Raw genomic sequence first — 16619 nt, forward strand, 5'->3', positions numbered from 1 at the left:
CATGTTAAAAAAAGACCCATTAGTTGGGTCTTTTTTTCTCTTACCTTTTTTGAGATATTATTTTTATGCAAATTTACTTGGCACGTAATAATCAACAAGCTGGTCCATATACTTTAGAACAGTTGAATCAAATGCTTGCCAGCCAACAAGTTTTACTAACCGATTTGGCTTGGCATGAAGGTATGACCGAATGGAAAGCTTTAGGTGAATTAACCCAAGGGAAACTTGTATACATGCCGACTGGCTATGTAGCTCCTACTCATGCTCCGTTATCCAACCCTACCATTAGCCAAATTAAAGTAGAAACCAAAACAGCGAATCCAGAACTGGCTTCAGTCAATATTCGTGGCTTAGCTAAAGTTATTGACTTACTACTTTGGTTGCCTGCTGCTGCAATTCCTTCTTTTTTCCTGAATGCTGATCAAGTCAATGAACTTGCAACCATTCAAGAAAAAATGCAAACCGCAGATTCATCTACTCAAGCCATGCAATTACAGCAACAACTTTTTGCACTGATCCCGCTAGAAGCTTGGCAGACCATGTTTGCATACATCATTATTATGCTTGCCATTCAGGCCTTCTTTTTAGCAAAATCAGGGCAGAGCATTGGCAAAAAGTTAACCCGTATTAAAATTGTCGATGCAGACAATGGCGAAAAAGTAAACTTGACTCGTATCTTCCTGCTTCGCAGCATTGTCTTCATTATATTAAATATGTTGTTCATGCCCTTTATTACAATTGCAGATTATTTATTCGCATTTGGAAAAAAACGCCAAACATTGCACGATAAACTCGCAAAAACCATTGTGGTAAAACAATAGTAGAGACCAAAAACAAGGGATGAACGCTTCATCCCTTTTTTCATACATAAGTTTGATATTTCAATAAAAAAAAAGTAAAAACTTAGAATTCCGACCTTCAAAATCAGGTTTTATAACAGTCATTTAAAGCAACTTTATATATAGCTTAGTTTAACGATATCAGGCATAATGCCCTACAACGTAGCGGTGCCAGATGCTTGAGAAGTTTTTTTGCGTAAAAAATCAAAATTCTCAAACATGCGGCACTTTAATCGCTATCCCATATTATATAGGGAATGGGACTCTTCACCGAGGTTGTAAAATGAGACAAACGATTTTAGCTGTATTGTCTTTATCAACGATTGCTGCACTCTTAACTGGGTGTGGTGGTGATATGGTACTTCTAAACTCTAAAGGTCCAGTTGCACAAGGTCAAAGTGACTTGATGATGACTGCGATCTATTTAATGTTATTGGTCGTTATTCCTTCGATCTTAATGGCATTATGGTTTGGTTGGAAATATCGCTCGTCGAATAAAGATGCAGACTATAAACCTACATGGGCACATTCAACTGCAATTGAAATTGTAGTATGGGGTGTTCCTGTTATTATTATTGGTATTCTAGCTTGGTTAACTTGGTGGGGTTCACACAAGTATGACCCGTACCGCCCAATCGAATCTGATAAAGCACCTGTAACTGTTCAAGTTATTGCTGAACAATTCAAATGGATCTTTATTTATCCAGAGCAAAACATTGCGACTGTTAACGAAATTCGCTTCCCAGAGAAAACTCCGGTGAACTTGCGTTTAACGTCTAACTTCACAATGAACTCGTTCTTCATTCCTGCACTTTCTGGCCAGATTTATACTATGGCTGGTATGCAAACTCACCTGCACTTATTAGCAGATGAAACTAGCCCAGCCGAAGGCTACCGCGGTTTCTCTTCTAACTATTCAGGTTATGGCTTCTCGCAAATGCGTTTCCGTGCGCACTCTGTGACTGAAGCTCAGTTTGCTGACTGGGTAGCAGCGGTGAAAGCAGGCAACGGTACTTCTATTAACCCTGAAGCAATTCAAAAAGGTATTTTAGACCAAGCTGAATTTGCAACCTTGCGTGATGGCAACCGTTCGCATCATCAGATCGAAGTTCTTATCGCTAAAGCGACAACTCCAGAAGAAAAGGCTGCTGCTGAAGCTATGAAGCCTTATCCAACTAAGCCACATCCAGTGACTTACTACTCTTCTGTAGAGAAAGGCTTATTTGAATCAGTGATCAACAAATACATGAGTAACTATCACGGTGCTGATCATTCAGCTACTGCGGGTGCTCACGGGGCTGCTGCTGACGCACATGCCGCAGTTGAAGCTGCTTCATCGGCTGTAGGGGAATAAGACATGAGCTTCTTAGGTAAGTTAGGTCCAGACTCGATTCCACACGATCCTATCGTGTTGGTAACGGTCGCACTAATGATTTTAGGTGGTATCGTTGCTGTAGCAGGTATCACCTACTTCAAAAAATGGGGCTACCTGTGGAACGAATGGTTCACATCGGTAGACCATAAAAAAATTGGTATCATGTATATCTTGGTATCTGTAGTCATGTTACTTCGTGGCTTCGCAGATGCGATCATGATGCGTTTACAACTTTTCCTCGCTCGTGGTGGCGGTGAAGGTTATTTACACCCAGAACACTATGACCAGATCTTCACCGCACACGGTGTAATCATGATCTTCTTCGTAGCGATGGGTCTTGTTGTAGGCTTAATGAACATCTCTGTACCTTTACAGATTGGTGCTCGTGACGTTGCCTTCCCATTATTAAACTCACTCAGTTTCTGGTTATTTGCTGGTGCTGCAGGCTTAATGATGGTTTCACTTGCTTTAGGTGAATTCGCTGCTACAGGTTGGATGGCTTACCCTCCTCTTTCTGGCATTGAATACTCTCCTGGTGTTGGTGTTGACTACTATATCTGGGCACTTCAGGTTTCAGGTCTTGGTACGCTTTTAACGGGTGTTAACTTCTTTGTTACCATCATCAAAATGCGTGCGCCTGGCATGAAACTTATGGATATGCCAATTTTCACTTGGACTGCACTTTGTACAGCGGTTCTGATTATTGCTGCGTTCCCAGTGTTAACAGCTACAATTGCAATGTTGTCGCTAGATCGTTACTTCGGTTTCCACTTCTTTACCAATGAGCTTGGCGGTAGCCCAATGCTTTACGTAAACTTGATTTGGACTTGGGGTCACCCAGAAGTATATATCTTGGTATTACCAGCATTTGGTATTTACTCAGAAGTTGTATCAACTTTTGCTCGCAAAACGTTGTTCGGCTACAAATCAATGGTGTATGCAACAGTCGCAATCACAGTATTGTCATTCGTTGTATGGCTTCACCACTTCTTTACCATGGGTGCAGGTGCCAACGTTAACGCGTTCTTCGGTATCATGACTATGGTTATTGCGATCCCGACTGGTGTGAAAATCTTCTCTTGGTTATTCACCATGTACAAAGGTCGCATTACGTACACAACTCCAATGCTATGGACACTTGGCTTCCTTGTGACTTTCGGTATCGGTGGTTTGACCGGTGTATTAATGGCAGTTCCACCTGCGGACTTCCTTGTACACAACTCTTTATTCCTTATCGCTCACTTCCATAACGTAATTATTGGTGGTGTAGTATTCGCAATGTTTGCGGGTATCATTTTCTACTGGCCAAAAATGTTTGGCTGGAAGCTAAATGAAGCTTGGGGTAAAGCAGCATTCTGGTTCTGGTTCTTCGGTTTCTACTTTGCATTCATGCCGCTTTATATCCTTGGTTTCATGGGTATGACTCGTCGTTTGAATACATATGACAACCCAGAATGGGATCCGTACATCACAATCGCATTGTTTGGTGCTGTATTAATCGCAATCGGTATTGCATGTTTCTTAATGCAAATCATCGTTGGTTTCTTACAACGTCATGACAACATGGACCTTACAGGCGATCCATGGGATGGTCGTGTACTTGAATGGTCTACGTCTTCACCTGCTCCGTTCTATAACTTTGCTCACCTTCCAAAAATCAGCGGTATCGATACTTTCTGGAATGACAAAGAGAATGGTGTTGCTTATGCACGTCCAACGTCTTATGAAGATATTCATATGCCGACAAACCGTGCTGCTGGCTTTGTAATCGCAATGTTCATCACTGTTATGGGCTTCGGTTTAATCTGGCACATTTGGTGGTTAGTTGTCGTAAGCTTTGTTGCTGCAATCATCAGCTTCATCGTAAGCTCTTTCACTAAGGAAGTTGATTACTATGTTCCAGCTGCTGAAGTTGAGCGCATTGAAAACGAACGCTATGCGATTCTTGAAAAACACTTGAAGAAGGACTAGGACAATGGCTGAAGTACTTCATCACGATAACCACGGACACGATGAACATCATCATCACGATGATACAGACATCACTGTCTTTGGTTTCTGGTCATACTTGATGAGTGACTTGATCCTATTCGGTACACTCTTCATTGCTTTCGTTGTATTAAGTGGTCACGTTCCACCAGGTACGCCAAGTGCAAAAGATCTTTTCAGTGAGTCTTTAGGTTTCGTATTAACAGAAACTTTTGCTCTCTTGATTTCTTCTGTGACTTTTGGTTTTGCTGTTCTTGCATCATACAAAAAGAATGTTAGCCAAGTATTATTTTGGTTAGCGATTACTTGGGTATTTGGTGCTGCCTTCATTGGCATGGAACTGTACGAGTTTAATCACCTTGTACACGCTGGTCATGGTCCAAGCACAAGTGCGTTCTTATCTGCGTTCTTTACTTTAGTTGGTACGCACGGTATTCACGTAACTTCAGGTTTGGTATGGATGATCGTGTTAATGGTTCAAATCAAGAAAAATGGTTTGACATTACCGAATACACGTCGTCTTGCTTGCTTGAGCTTGTTCTGGCACTTCCTTGACATCGTTTGGATCTGTGTATTCAGCGTAGTTTATTTGGCGGGAGTTCTCTAATGGGTCACGATCATCATACGTCTGATGCAGCTCACGGTACCGTAAAACAATATACCATTGGTTTTATTGTTTCTGTGTTATTAACCATTGTTCCATTCTACATGGCAATGAACCCAGAAAACTTCGGTCGTGGTGCTACACTTGCAGTTATCGGTATTACCGCTGTTGCTCAGGTTCTTGTACAGTTGATTTTCTTCTTGCACATGAACTCTTCTGCAGAGCAACGTTGGAACGTAATTGCATTCATTTATACGATTCTTACAATTGCCGTTCTTTTGATCGGTTCTGTATGGGTTATGAATTACCTTCACTTCAACATGATGCTCTAAACTGTTTGTCATGTTGAAAAAGTATTTATTCCTGACTAAGCCAGGAATTCTCTTTGGTAACTTCGTTACCACTTTGGGCGGCTTCTTTTTAGCCGCCCAAGGTTCTGTAGATTTCCTTTTACTTCTCATTACACTACTGGCAACGACCCTTGTTGTTGCATCAGGTTGTGTAGTCAACAATGTCATCGATCAAGACATTGACCAGAAGATGCAACGTACTCAAAACCGTGCACTTGTAAAAAAAACCATTAGTCCAACTGTTGCACTTCTCTTTGCAACTGTCTTGGGTCTTTTAGGTTTTTGCATGCTGTGGTTCTTTGTGAATGCTTATGCTTTTGGTTTTGCTGTTCTTGGTTTTGTTGTTTATGTCGGGTTTTATAGTCTTTGGAGCAAACGTACCACCATTCACCAAACGGTGATTGGCAGTATCTCAGGTGCTAGTCCTCCTGTGATTGGGTATACCGCTGTTTCGAATGAATTCGATGTCGCTGCCTTGCTGATTTTTTTAGCATATGCACTATGGCAAATGCCTCATTCTTGGGGAATTGCAATTTATCGTTTCGATGACTATAAAAATGCAGGTATTCCAATTTTACCAGTTGCACGTTCAATTTTACGTACCAAGGTTGAAAGCCTCATTTACGTACTATTATTTGCAGCCGTATTAAATGGTTTATATTGCTTTGGTTATACAAACTTATTCTTCTTAGTCACTTTTAATGCTTTATGTGCTTATTGGGTGTATTTATCCATTATTGGTTTTAAAGCTGAAAATGATCAAGTTTGGGCAAAGCGCTATTTCTTATATTCAGTGATTCTGATTACTGCTTTGAGTTTTAGTTTTAGTTTTAGCTATGTAAGCCCTGCCCCACATTTACCCCTGTTTTAAAAGATAGAGACCTCCTCTCTATCTTTTAAAGCTGGTCTACTTTCCATAGCAAATAACTTTCCGTAAGTTCATATCTATTCCTCACCTTATCAAATCCACATATTTTCTTATCTCTAAGCATAAATTCGATATTGCTTGAATTTTGTTGCTAAACCCTCTAAAATTCACACCTCGCATCTAATGCGACACAACCTTGGTTGTGACTCCTTGCTTCTAGCAATTACGTTAGGGGCTGTATAATCCGTAAGGAGCTGACAATGCGTCACTACGAAATCGTACTTCTGGTACACCCAGATCAAAGCGATCAAGTTGTGGGTATGGTAGAACGTTACCTCACTCACATCAAAGAAGCTGAAGGTCAAATCCACCGTCTTGAAGACTGGGGTCGTCGTCAATTGGCTTACCCAATCAACAAGATCCACAAAGCTCACTACATTCTTATGAATGTTGAGTGTGGTCAAACTACTCTTGATGAGTTAGAAGAATTGTTCCGTTACAACGACGCGATCCTTCGTAACTTAATCATCCGTCGTGAAAACGCAATCACTGAAGAGTCTTTATTGGCTAAGAGTGCTGAAGAAAAGCGTGCGCGTAAAGCTCAACGTGAAGAAGCACAACTTGCTGCTCAAGACTCTGCTGAAGCATAAGGAGAACATCAATGGCACGTTTTTACCGTCGTCGCAAGTTCTGCCGCTTTACAGCTGAGAACGTTACGTACATCGACTACAAAGATATCGACACTTTAAAACAGTACATCACTGAAAACGGCAAGATTGTTCCTAGCCGTATTACAGGTACTAAAGCTCGTTACCAACGTCAATTAGCGCTTGCTATTAAACAAGCTCGCTACTTGTCTTTGATCCCTTACACTGACAATCATAAGTGAGGTTGAGCTGTGGATATTATCTTATTACAACGCATTAAAAACCTTGGTAAATTAGGCGACAAAGTATCAGTTAAAGCTGGTTACGGTCGTAACTTCTTGATCCCTCAAGGTAAAGCTGTAGCTGCAACTGAAGCAAATACTGCTGCTTTTGAAGCTCGTCGTGCTGAACTTGAGAAACAAGAAGCTGAAGTATTAGGCGCTGCTACTGCTCGTGCTGACCAATTGAACGAAGTTAACATCGTGATCACTGCTAAAGCTGGTGACGAAGGTAAACTTTTCGGTTCTATCGGTACTCGTGACATCGCTGATGCTTTAACTAATGCAGGTCTTGTTGTTGACCGTGCAGAAGTTCGTTTACCGAACGGTGCACTTCGTCACACTGGCGAATTCAACATCGCAATCCAATTGCATCATGATGTTGTTGCTGAAGTTCTCGTTACTATCGTATCTGAGTAATTTCTTGCAAGAAAAAGGGCATGCTCACGCATGCTCTTTTTTTTATGACTAAAAAATATAAATAGATCAAATGTTAACCATTAACGTTATAATGATTTGTCTTAGACTTACGATGCTAAAAAAAAATCGTTTAATTGCTTGAACACTCGCCCTGTTTTTAGGACTCTTCGGCTTTGATCGTTTCTATCTTGGAAAAAAAGCCAGTGGTTTTTAAACTGTTTACCCTTAGTGGCTTGGCATTTGGTGATTCATTGATTCAGCCCTACCTCTCATAGATGCTTTGCTTTATTCTTTAGGTAAAAATGTTGGCTTTATTAAAGATGCAAAGAAAAATAAGCTTCGCTATGGCTTTCTGCTTAACATTTAAAAAATGGGAAGTTCGTAACAGACGGGTTCGTAAAGTCTTAAGCATTGTTCTAGGCTCTATTCAGCATAAGCTACACATAATCTGATGCAATAGCAGCAAGACTATCGATTATGCTATTGCATCACCTCTACAATTTTGCAGAATTAAATTATCCAGAACGGCTTCATTTGGATTAAGATAGTCAACCGGTTATGTTTTATCTTTTTATTAGGTCTTGTTATGTCACAGGCGAATGCCAATTTTACAAAAAATTCTCCCAATACAGAGAGTAAAGTGAGTGACTCAGGTCAGCTAAAAGAATTTCGTACACCACCGCATAATTTAGCACTGGAACAGGCCGTGCTTGCTGCACTGATGACCGTTGCTGAATCATTTGAACAAGTCAGTGATGTACTAAATGAACAAGATTTTTATGCAACTCGGCATAAATATATTTACCGTGCCATTGAGAAACTGGCACAAGATAACTCACCCTATGATGCGGTCTTGGTGAATGATTGGTTGATTAAGCAAAATCTACTCGAAGCAATTGGTGGCGAAGAATATTTAATGCAGCTGATGGCTGATTCCCCTTCGAGTTTCTATAACCTAGAAACTTATGCCAATAAAATTAAGGAATTTTCTACCTTACGAAATATGATTAAAGTCAGTTCGGAAATTCTCCAGAATGCCTATGACACCAAAGGGCGGAGTGTCAGTGAAATTTTGGATTTAGCCGAGACCAATATTTTCTCGATTGCCGAGCAGCACAATAACAATAAGAAAAATGCAGGCCCGAAAGCAATTAATACCGTTGTGGCGGATGTATTTGATAAATTAAACGAGCTTTCGCAACTTGATGGCAATATTACCGGTTTAACCACGGGTTTTGTCGAGTTAGACAATAAAACCTCTGGGATGCAAGCAGGCGATATGATTATTGTTGCAGCTCGTCCGTCCATGGGTAAAACGACCTTCGCAATGAACTTGGTTGAAAGTGTGCTGTTCAATTGTGATTTGCCCGCACTGGTGTTTTCGATGGAGATGCCCGCTGACTCAATCGCGATGCGTTTAATTTCTGCCTACGGCAAAGTGCATCAAGGCCATTTACGTTCAGGTAAATTGGATGGGGATGAATGGTCAAAAGTCACAGGTACGATTTTACAGCTACAAGAAAAACATCTGTATATTGATGACTCTTCTGCCCTGCCGCCAACTGAATTACGTGCTCGTGCCCGTCGTATTGCCAAACAGCATGGGGGTAAACTGGGCTGTATCATGGTCGACTACTTACAGTTAATGAAAGTCCCAGGCATGGGCGATAACCGTGTTGGTGAAATTGGTGAAATTTCCCGTAGCTTAAAAGCGTTGGCCAAAGAAATGCAGTGTCCCGTCATTGCCTTATCACAGCTCAACCGTTCTCTAGAGAACCGTCCGAATAAACGTCCTGTAATGTCTGACTTGCGTGAATCGGGTGCCATCGAGCAGGATGCCGACTTAATTATGTTTATTTACCGGGATGAGGTTTATAACAAAGAGTCGAAAGAAGCTGGTACTGCCGAAATTATTATTGGTAAGCAACGTAACGGACCAATTGGTACTGTGCGACTGGCTTTTGAAGGTCAATATACCCGCTTTAGTAATTTGTCTCCTGAATACTACAGTCAATATGATGACGAAGAATAAAAAACGGGCTTGATGCCCGTTTTTTTATTTGTGCGTTTGGGGTTATCGGCCGTTATACCGTTGATCCTTTGGCCTGTTTAAACCTTAGGCTTAATCGAACAAATCCTAGGAATAATCTTTTTAAATAGAATAAAGCCATGAAATTAGGTGAGTATTTGAATTTTATCGGTCTACAATAATTGACACATTTTGTGAGTGTGCTGCTTTGGCATCTTCACATCACCTCTCTTTCATTCTATGACATGAAATAAAGCAATCGTTTTAATCTTGCCATTCTCTGTTCCCAAAGGAGTCATTCGGGTGCGCCAAGCAACAGTTTATATTGATCAATCAGCACTTCAATATAATTTAAACCGTGTCAAACAACTTGCCCCTACGGCAAAAGTCGTCAGTATGGTCAAAGCCAATGCTTATGGACACGGCATCAAAGACTGTCTCGCAGCCTTAAATGAGAGCGATGCTTTTGGTGTCGCCTGCCTACAAGAAGCACTGGAAATTCGTGCCCTAGGCTATCAGCAGCCAATTACCCTAATTGAAGGTATTTTTTCTGCGGATGAAATGCAGGCGGTCATTGAACATCAACTCGAATGTATTGTTCATCATCAACAGCAAGTCGATTGGTTACTCGAGCAGAAAACTCAATACAATGCATTAGGCTTAAAAGTTTGGGTTAAACTCAATAGTGGCATGAACCGCTTAGGCTTTAAAGTCAATGAAATTATTGATGTGATTCAAAAGCTTAAATCTGAAGGTTTTAACTGCGTGCTAACCATGCATTTTGCCAATGCCGATGCAGACCATCCGTTAAATGATCAACAAATCGCACAGTTTTTACACGTAAAAGAAAGCTGTGCGCCTATTTTGGCATCGTGCTGTAATTCTGCTGCGATTTATCGTTGGCCTGAATTACATTTTGACTATGTCCGCCCTGGTATTATGTTATATGGGGCAAGCCCTTTTGCAGACCGAACTGTTCATGACTTAGTGCTGCAACCTGTCATGACCTTCAGTGCTGAAATTATTGCGCTCAATCAGATTCAACAAGGGGAGCATGTGGGCTATGGCTCAACATTTACCGCCCAGCACGACATGGAATTAGCCATTGTTTCGATTGGTTATGGGGATGGCTATCCACGTGCCTATATCCAACAAAACTACGTAGCAATTCATGATCATACCGTGCCTGTTGTGGGACGTGTCGCGATGGATATGATTGCGATTGATGTCACCCAGTTAAACTGTAGCATTGGCACTCGCGTAGAACTTTGGGGTAAACAGCGTTTGGTTGATGATGTCGCAGCAGCAAATGGCACTATCGGCTATGAATTGTTATGCCGTTTAAGTCAGCGTCCAACACGTAAATTAGTTTAAACGCCTAAATTTTTGATGACGACTTAAGTAAAATATTGAGTCGTCTTCTGAATATCGATGATTCAATCAAACTCAACGGATTGCTCTGGAATACGATACAACAGTTGCAAAAATTGTTTTAATGTCTCTGGCTCTAGCTTTTCTGGTGCAAACTGAGCCAACCCAAGTTGCGCAAAAAACTGGTGTATGTCCGAATGACGTCCGATATATTTCATACTCCAATCCTGAAAATGCACTTCTGCAGAGACATGCTGTTGAAACAAGATGCTGACCGCAGCATGGCGCGGATCTCTTTTGATTTTTTCTAACAAGTTGGTTACTACTGCTTGATCGCCTTCTAGACATTGAAAAAAATGACCATCGGCATAGCACAGCACCCCGTTTACTCGTTGCCTGACATTAAAGTCTCTGGCTTCAGACAAAATATCGCGCAGGTCTTGTAAGAGCAGATTTGCATCTGATTTAGAGCGACTGGCATAACAAATTTGATAAATCACCACTACCCCCATTATTTTATTATTCTGATTATGGATGCATAAAAGAATAGCGCGAATTTTCGCGCTATTGATAAAATTTATACCTGAATTTTACTTAAAATAATCTTCAGAAGGTTTTGGCAATGCCTGTAAACCACTACGGAGTGTATCAGACCATTGTTTACTGATGCTTTGGAAATAAGGATCTTCTTCCGTGATTCGCTTACCTGCGGGGATGCTTAAACTGTCTTTATGATAGATTAACGCATCAAGTGGCATACCCACTGATACATTGGAACGTAAGGTCGAATCAAAAGAAATTAAGCTACAACGCAAGGCTTCGCTCAGTGGCATATCATAAGTCAGCGCACGATCCAAAATCGGTTTACCATACTTGCTTTCTCCGATTTGGAAATACGGCGTATCGCTGGTGGCACAAATGAAATTGCCTTGCGGGTAAATATTGTAGAGCTGCATTTCAGCTGCACCAATTTGCCCTCCTACCAACAGACTACAGTAATAATTGCTCTGTTCCTGCGTATTTTCAGTCACATCCGAAATGACTTTCTGCAAAGTATGCCCAACTAAATTGGCAACTTCAAACATGGAGTCTACACTGAGCAGATTCGGTTCACGTTTTAAATCAATCTGATTCTGCAGGTAGCCAATTACCGCTTGTGTTGTGGCTAAATTCCCCGATGTTTGAATGGTAATAAAACGTTCGCCTTCAATCCCGAAAGTATAGAGTTTTCGAAATACCGAAATATGGTCCACGCCCGCATTGGTACGCGTGTCACTAATAAAGACGAGTCCATCCTTTAATCGTAGCGCACAACAATAAGTCATCTTTTCCCCTTAAAGCTTACATTAACATGCAAGCACCTGAACAATAGAGTGCATCGATTCAATACCCCCTTTTTCGCGCACTCCACGAATTGGGGCAACATCCCAGTAATCACGACCCACCGCGACATAGACATGTGCATTGGGGCTATAAATCTGATTGCTAATATCGAAACAATACCACGTGTTTTCTAGATATACCTCAGCCCAAGCGTGACTGGCAAGGTGTGATGTATTTGGCACAAATAAATAACCTGAAACATAGCGTGCTGGCAAGCCTAAAGCCTTACACATCGCAATAAATACATGGCTATGATCCTGACAAACCCCTTGACGATCTTGAAATGCATCGATGGCTGAGGTCCGTACTGAGGTGAGATTGGGTAGATACGGAATATAGTCTAAGATCGCTTCGGAGAGTTTGACTAAATTGCTATGGGTCAACTCGGGTACAAAACGATGCGCAAATTCCTTCATTTCTGCATTGCATAAGGTGGTAGGCGTCGGTTGTAAGAACAAATTGGGATTGAGATGATCGGTCAATGACAGCGCAAAGGGCTTTTCACTCAGTTCGACAATGCCTTGCGCCATGATGGTCATTTGCGCATAGGCATTGCGCTGAGTGCTGGTAATCCAGACATTGTGAAAAGCATCCTGCTTAATACAACGTTCACCCGGCACACTAACATCCCAATAATGGACTTTTTGGTGCAGATTATTCAGCGGTGTCATTTTAATATACTGAATGCTATTGCAAGCTTGCTCAGTATATTGGTAATGCGTCTGGTGGTTAATCATGAGTTTCATGCATTCACCTCAAACATGAACTGAATTTGATCACTAAAGTGGTAAAAATTCATTTGATCGGGCTGTTGTTTCAGCTGCTGCCAAGCGTCATCAATACTTTCCCAGCCCATGTCCTGCAAAATCTGCATGAGTCCGGTAATTTGCGCTAAAGTCTGTGCATGATCGTGCTTTAAACGGAGCTGAGCATCTAATTGTTCTATACACTGTCCTAAGGAATAAAATAAAAAGATATCTTCAGGCTCCGATTCCAGCACTTCACAACAATCTGCAATCACATCACAAATACAGGTCGAATTTTCACAGCCATTACGAATAAATTGATTTAATTCGGCATAGGTTTTTGCAGAAAACACCCCTCTTAATTCCTGAATATTATCTTTTGCATATTGGAACTGCTGAATAAATGAATAAGGCTGCTCTGGGTCCAAAATTAGTTCATTTAGAGAACTGGCATCAAAAGCAGGCAAACAAAAGGCATGAGCATAGGTCAGTGCTTTTTGATCGTCTGTAAATGGAAACTGTTGGCATAAATACTCAATACGCGTTAAATATCGACCTAACCAAAAAATTTGTTGTGCATTGCTGTTTAATAAAATCATGTAATCGCTCCTTATTTCTTTTCAGTACTGTTCTTATGAATGAAGATGATCGACTACCCATGTATCTTTAATTCCGCCACCTTGAGAAGAATTGACAACCAAAGAGCCTTCTTGCATCGCCATTCGGGTTAATCCACCAGGCACAATTTCGGTACGGTAAGGTGAACTTAATACAAATGGACGCAAATCAATATGGCGTTCTGAAAGCCCAGTACCTGTGAGCATCGGACATACCGACAAATCCAAGGTGGGTTGAGCAATATATAAATGTGGTGTGGCCAAGATTTTGTCTTTGAATGTTGCAATTTGCTGTGCAGAAGCATGTGGACCAATCAACATCCCATATCCCCCTGAACCTTGCGCCTCTTTCACCACGAGCTGAGATAAATGATCCAGCACATATTCAAGTGCTTGAGGTTCGCGGCACTGGTAAGTTGGAACATTTTTCAGTACAGGTTGTTCTGCCAAATAGAATTGAATCATTTTATCCACATAAGGATAGATCGATTTATCATCGGCAACCCCTGTACCTGGGGCATTGGCAATCACGACATTTTTCTGTAGATAGGCAGACATGAGTCCTGCCACACCAAGGCTGCTGTTGGGCATAAAACACAAAGGATCTAAATAATCATCATCAATACGACGATAAATTACATCAACCCGTTGTTTACCCCGCACAGTTTTGACAAAAACCTGATCATTTTCGACGTAAAGGTCACGCGATGTTACTAAAGGTACACCCATCTCTCTTGCCAAGAACGCATGTTCATAAAATGCACTGTTAAAGCGACCCGGGGTTAAAATCACAATAAATGGATGATCACAGAAGGCATTCTCTGCCAAAATTTCTTTCAATAATAATGGGTAATGTTCAATGCCTTGTAAGTTATTTTGCTGACAGAGTTCAGGCATTAATTCTTGACTTATTTTCCGGCTTTCCAACATATAAGACACACCCGATGGGGTCCGTAAATTGTCTTCGAGCACATAAAACTCGCCATGTCGGTCACGTACAATATCAATACCGCTAATTTGGCTATAAATTTTTCCTTTTAAACTGTGATGACACATGTGCGGTTGGTAAGCTTCGTGTTTAAGTACTTGCAACTCAGGCACAATGCCAGATTTTAAAATATCTTGCTGATGGTAAATGTCGTGTAAGAATAAATTCAGGGCTTTAACCCGCTGCGCACAGCCAAGTGATATTTTATTCCATTGCTTTCTGGCAATGACTCTGGGAATCAGGTCATACGGAATTGTGCGTTCTGTTCCCTCTGCTTCGCCATAGACCGTAAATGTAATGCCTTCATATAAGAAATGCTCTTTAGCGCGTTGATTTAACGCTTGTAATTCATCCAGACTATATTGAGATAACCATTGCTCAATTTTGGCACAGGCAGTTTCAGAAACTGTCGAATCATCGAGCATTTCATTAAAGAAAACTGACTCAGTTCGCTCAAAAAGCAGCTGTGTATTCTCCTGCGGGCTTGCTGTAACCTCCACTTTTGTCGTCAATTGCTTATTATTCACTTCAAGTGAAAAACCGTTGGTATCTACAATCTCTTTTTCTTTAAGCATATGACCCTCTTTATAGTTATCACCAAGCATATTTTTATCTAGCAATAAGGATGCCATTCCTTGCATCGCTTATGCTGTGTCGCTATTTATTCATGTATTTGTGTTGTACTCAATGTCATTTCTGCTTGATCTTCTGTTTAAACAGATTGGACTTTCTTTGCCCTATTGTTTGAGAAATGCTTGCCAATCTGGCTGGGTTTTTTTATTGTGTTGGACACTGTCTTGTAAATTCCAACTTATCTATTTTTATCTGAATTATGTCTGCACAAGAAAAAGAAACATCGAATAGTCTTTATCGACAATGGCAAATCCTGTCTCGCCTTTCTACGGGCAAATGGATGGGCACGCGAGAATTACAAGAGCTCTTACAACGGGAAGGCATTGATATCAGTTTGCGTACCATTCAGCGTGATTTGAATCAAATTTCTCAGCGATTTCCCATCGAAAGTAACAAGACCGTACCGCAAGGCTGGCGTTGGCGTTCTGATGCACCAATTCAAAGTTTACCGCATATGACCAGCTCACAAGCGGTTACGTTTATGATGGTAGAGGAACATTTGAAGCATCTTCTTCCACCCAGTTTACTTGAGGAAATGAATCCGTGGTTTGATCTGGCACGTCGCAGTTTATCGACTCAAAATAATGTGCGCCAATGGATTAATCGGGTACGGATTGTCCCTGCCAATCAGCCTTTAATTCCACCTGTGGTTGATCGTGCAGCGCAACAAGCCATTTATGAAGGCTTATTACAAGACAAACAGTTGGAGTGTGTGTATCAGAAACGTCCGCAGGCGGAAGAAAGCATTTATACATTAAACCCGCTGGCATTGGTGCAAAAGGGTGCAACGATTTACCTGATTTGCACCCGACACGATAAAACTGATATCCAAACCTTTGCGCTGCACCGTTTTAAGTCAGCCAAAGTGCTCGACTCACGTGCACTGCATCCAGTGAATTTCGATATTGATGCATATATTGATTCGGGCGCACTCGGTTTTCGGGTCGACTACAACCGACCGACCGATAATGTTGCATTAAAGCTCACCATTCCTGAATGTGAAGCGCATTATTTTGAAGAAAGTCAGCTGAGTAAAGACCAAGTCGTGACCCCTTTGGCAGACAATCTTGTGCAAATTTCGGCAACTGTACCCTTTACCTCGCAACTTACGTGGTGGTTACGTAGCTTTGGCAATAAAATCCAGAAAATTGAACCTGAAGAAGTGGAACGCGCGGTACAGCAACGTGACTAAGCTTTATTGCTTTATCCAAACATAAAAAAAGTCCCAACACTTGGGACTTTATAAGTTTATTCTGTTTATCTGTTCTAATTTATAATCTAGCGAGTGAATTGGATTAGACACTATGCTTTTTTCGCTCCCCATCGCATATTGTCTAAATGAATTGCTTGGTACGCTGCACATGGGAGGGATCAGCAAGCGAGTTCTCCTCGGTTATAACGGATCGATTTAATGGTCATTGTTCAATACTCCAAGTGTGTTTAAGTTCATTCAATATACTGAATCTTTTTCGTCACCTGAAA

The 16619-nt window shown here is 41.2% G+C and carries 17 protein-coding genes and 1 pseudogene; 13 read left to right on the top strand and 5 right to left on the bottom strand.

Going from position 1 to position 16619, the window contains the following annotated elements:
* The first annotated feature begins 65 nt into the window (after positions 1 to 65).
* From ACX17N_RS12045 to alr, 12 genes and pseudogenes are all read left to right on the top strand, one after another.
* Positions 66 to 821, top strand: coding sequence for an RDD family protein (locus ACX17N_RS12045; RefSeq protein WP_458892812.1), 756 nt, complete (start codon positions 66 to 68; stop codon positions 819 to 821).
* 301 nt (positions 822 to 1122) lie between these two features.
* Positions 1123 to 2193 carry a ubiquinol oxidase subunit II gene (cyoA, locus tag ACX17N_RS12050; RefSeq protein WP_458892813.1) on the top strand — a complete coding sequence of 357 codons (1071 nt, stop codon included), beginning with the start codon at positions 1123 to 1125 and terminating at the stop codon, positions 2191 to 2193.
* Positions 2194 to 2196: 3 nt separating this feature from the next.
* Positions 2197 to 4185, top strand: a complete 1989-nt coding sequence (cyoB, locus tag ACX17N_RS12055; protein ID WP_458892814.1) for a cytochrome o ubiquinol oxidase subunit I — start codon at positions 2197 to 2199, stop codon at positions 4183 to 4185.
* Between the two features lie 4 nt (positions 4186 to 4189).
* Positions 4190 to 4810, top strand: a complete 621-nt coding sequence (gene cyoC / locus ACX17N_RS12060) for a cytochrome o ubiquinol oxidase subunit III (protein ID WP_458892815.1) — start codon at positions 4190 to 4192, stop codon at positions 4808 to 4810.
* A complete protein-coding gene (cyoD, locus tag ACX17N_RS12065) occupies positions 4810 to 5139 on the top strand; it encodes a cytochrome o ubiquinol oxidase subunit IV (RefSeq protein ID WP_458892816.1) in 330 nt (109 codons plus the stop codon). Before cyoC ends, cyoD begins: the two co-directional genes overlap by 1 nt.
* Positions 5140 to 5149: 10 nt before the next feature.
* A complete protein-coding gene (cyoE, locus tag ACX17N_RS12070; protein WP_458892817.1) occupies positions 5150 to 6028 on the top strand; it encodes a heme o synthase in 879 nt (292 codons plus the stop codon).
* A 257-nt stretch (positions 6029 to 6285) separates the two neighbouring features.
* The gene (rpsF, locus tag ACX17N_RS12075) at positions 6286 to 6675 is read left to right on the top strand and encodes a 30S ribosomal protein S6 (protein WP_116759542.1); all 390 of its coding nucleotides are present in this window, start codon (positions 6286 to 6288) and stop codon (positions 6673 to 6675) included.
* Between the two features lie 11 nt (positions 6676 to 6686).
* Positions 6687 to 6914, top strand: coding sequence for a 30S ribosomal protein S18 (rpsR, locus tag ACX17N_RS12080; protein WP_004278792.1), 228 nt, complete (start codon positions 6687 to 6689; stop codon positions 6912 to 6914).
* Positions 6915 to 6923: 9 nt separating this feature from the next.
* A complete protein-coding gene (rplI, locus tag ACX17N_RS12085) occupies positions 6924 to 7370 on the top strand; it encodes a 50S ribosomal protein L9 (RefSeq protein WP_016166409.1) in 447 nt (148 codons plus the stop codon).
* A 151-nt stretch (positions 7371 to 7521) separates the two neighbouring features.
* Positions 7522 to 7778, top strand: a pseudogene (locus ACX17N_RS12090) (TM2 domain-containing protein).
* A gap of 178 nt (positions 7779 to 7956) precedes the next feature.
* Complete coding sequence (gene dnaB, locus ACX17N_RS12095; RefSeq protein WP_458892818.1) at positions 7957 to 9402, top strand: replicative DNA helicase; 1446 nt, start codon at positions 7957 to 7959, stop codon at positions 9400 to 9402.
* A 300-nt stretch (positions 9403 to 9702) separates the two neighbouring features.
* Positions 9703 to 10773 carry an alanine racemase gene (alr, locus tag ACX17N_RS12100; protein WP_458892819.1) on the top strand — a complete coding sequence of 357 codons (1071 nt, stop codon included), beginning with the start codon at positions 9703 to 9705 and terminating at the stop codon, positions 10771 to 10773.
* A 62-nt stretch (positions 10774 to 10835) separates the two neighbouring features.
* On the opposite strand, the gene ACX17N_RS12105 is transcribed toward alr, so the two are convergent.
* From ACX17N_RS12105 to ACX17N_RS12125, 5 genes are all read right to left on the bottom strand, one after another.
* Entirely contained in the window at positions 10836 to 11270 is a 435-nt protein-coding gene (locus ACX17N_RS12105; RefSeq protein WP_458892820.1) for a BLUF domain-containing protein, read from the bottom strand.
* A gap of 90 nt (positions 11271 to 11360) precedes the next feature.
* On the bottom strand, positions 11361 to 12095 hold the full coding sequence (locus tag ACX17N_RS12110; RefSeq protein ID WP_458892821.1) for a peptidase: 735 nt from the start codon (positions 12093 to 12095) through the stop codon (positions 11361 to 11363).
* A 21-nt stretch (positions 12096 to 12116) separates the two neighbouring features.
* Positions 12117 to 12899, bottom strand: coding sequence for a transglutaminase family protein (locus ACX17N_RS12115; protein ID WP_458892822.1), 783 nt, complete (start codon positions 12897 to 12899; stop codon positions 12117 to 12119).
* A complete protein-coding gene (locus ACX17N_RS12120) occupies positions 12896 to 13498 on the bottom strand; it encodes an alpha-E domain-containing protein (protein ID WP_458892823.1) in 603 nt (200 codons plus the stop codon). Before ACX17N_RS12120 ends, ACX17N_RS12115 begins: the two co-directional genes overlap by 4 nt.
* A gap of 33 nt (positions 13499 to 13531) precedes the next feature.
* On the bottom strand, positions 13532 to 15079 hold the full coding sequence (locus tag ACX17N_RS12125) for a circularly permuted type 2 ATP-grasp protein (protein WP_458892824.1): 1548 nt from the start codon (positions 15077 to 15079) through the stop codon (positions 13532 to 13534).
* A gap of 257 nt (positions 15080 to 15336) precedes the next feature.
* On the opposite strand from ACX17N_RS12125, the gene ACX17N_RS12130 reads away from it, so the two are divergent.
* Positions 15337 to 16329: a helix-turn-helix transcriptional regulator gene (locus ACX17N_RS12130; protein WP_458892825.1), complete on the top strand. Its 993-nt coding sequence runs from the start codon at positions 15337 to 15339 to the stop codon at positions 16327 to 16329.
* Positions 16330 to 16619: the final 290 nt, after the last annotated feature.

The sequence above is a fragment of the Acinetobacter sp. GXMZU3951 genome (assembly GCF_054457875.1).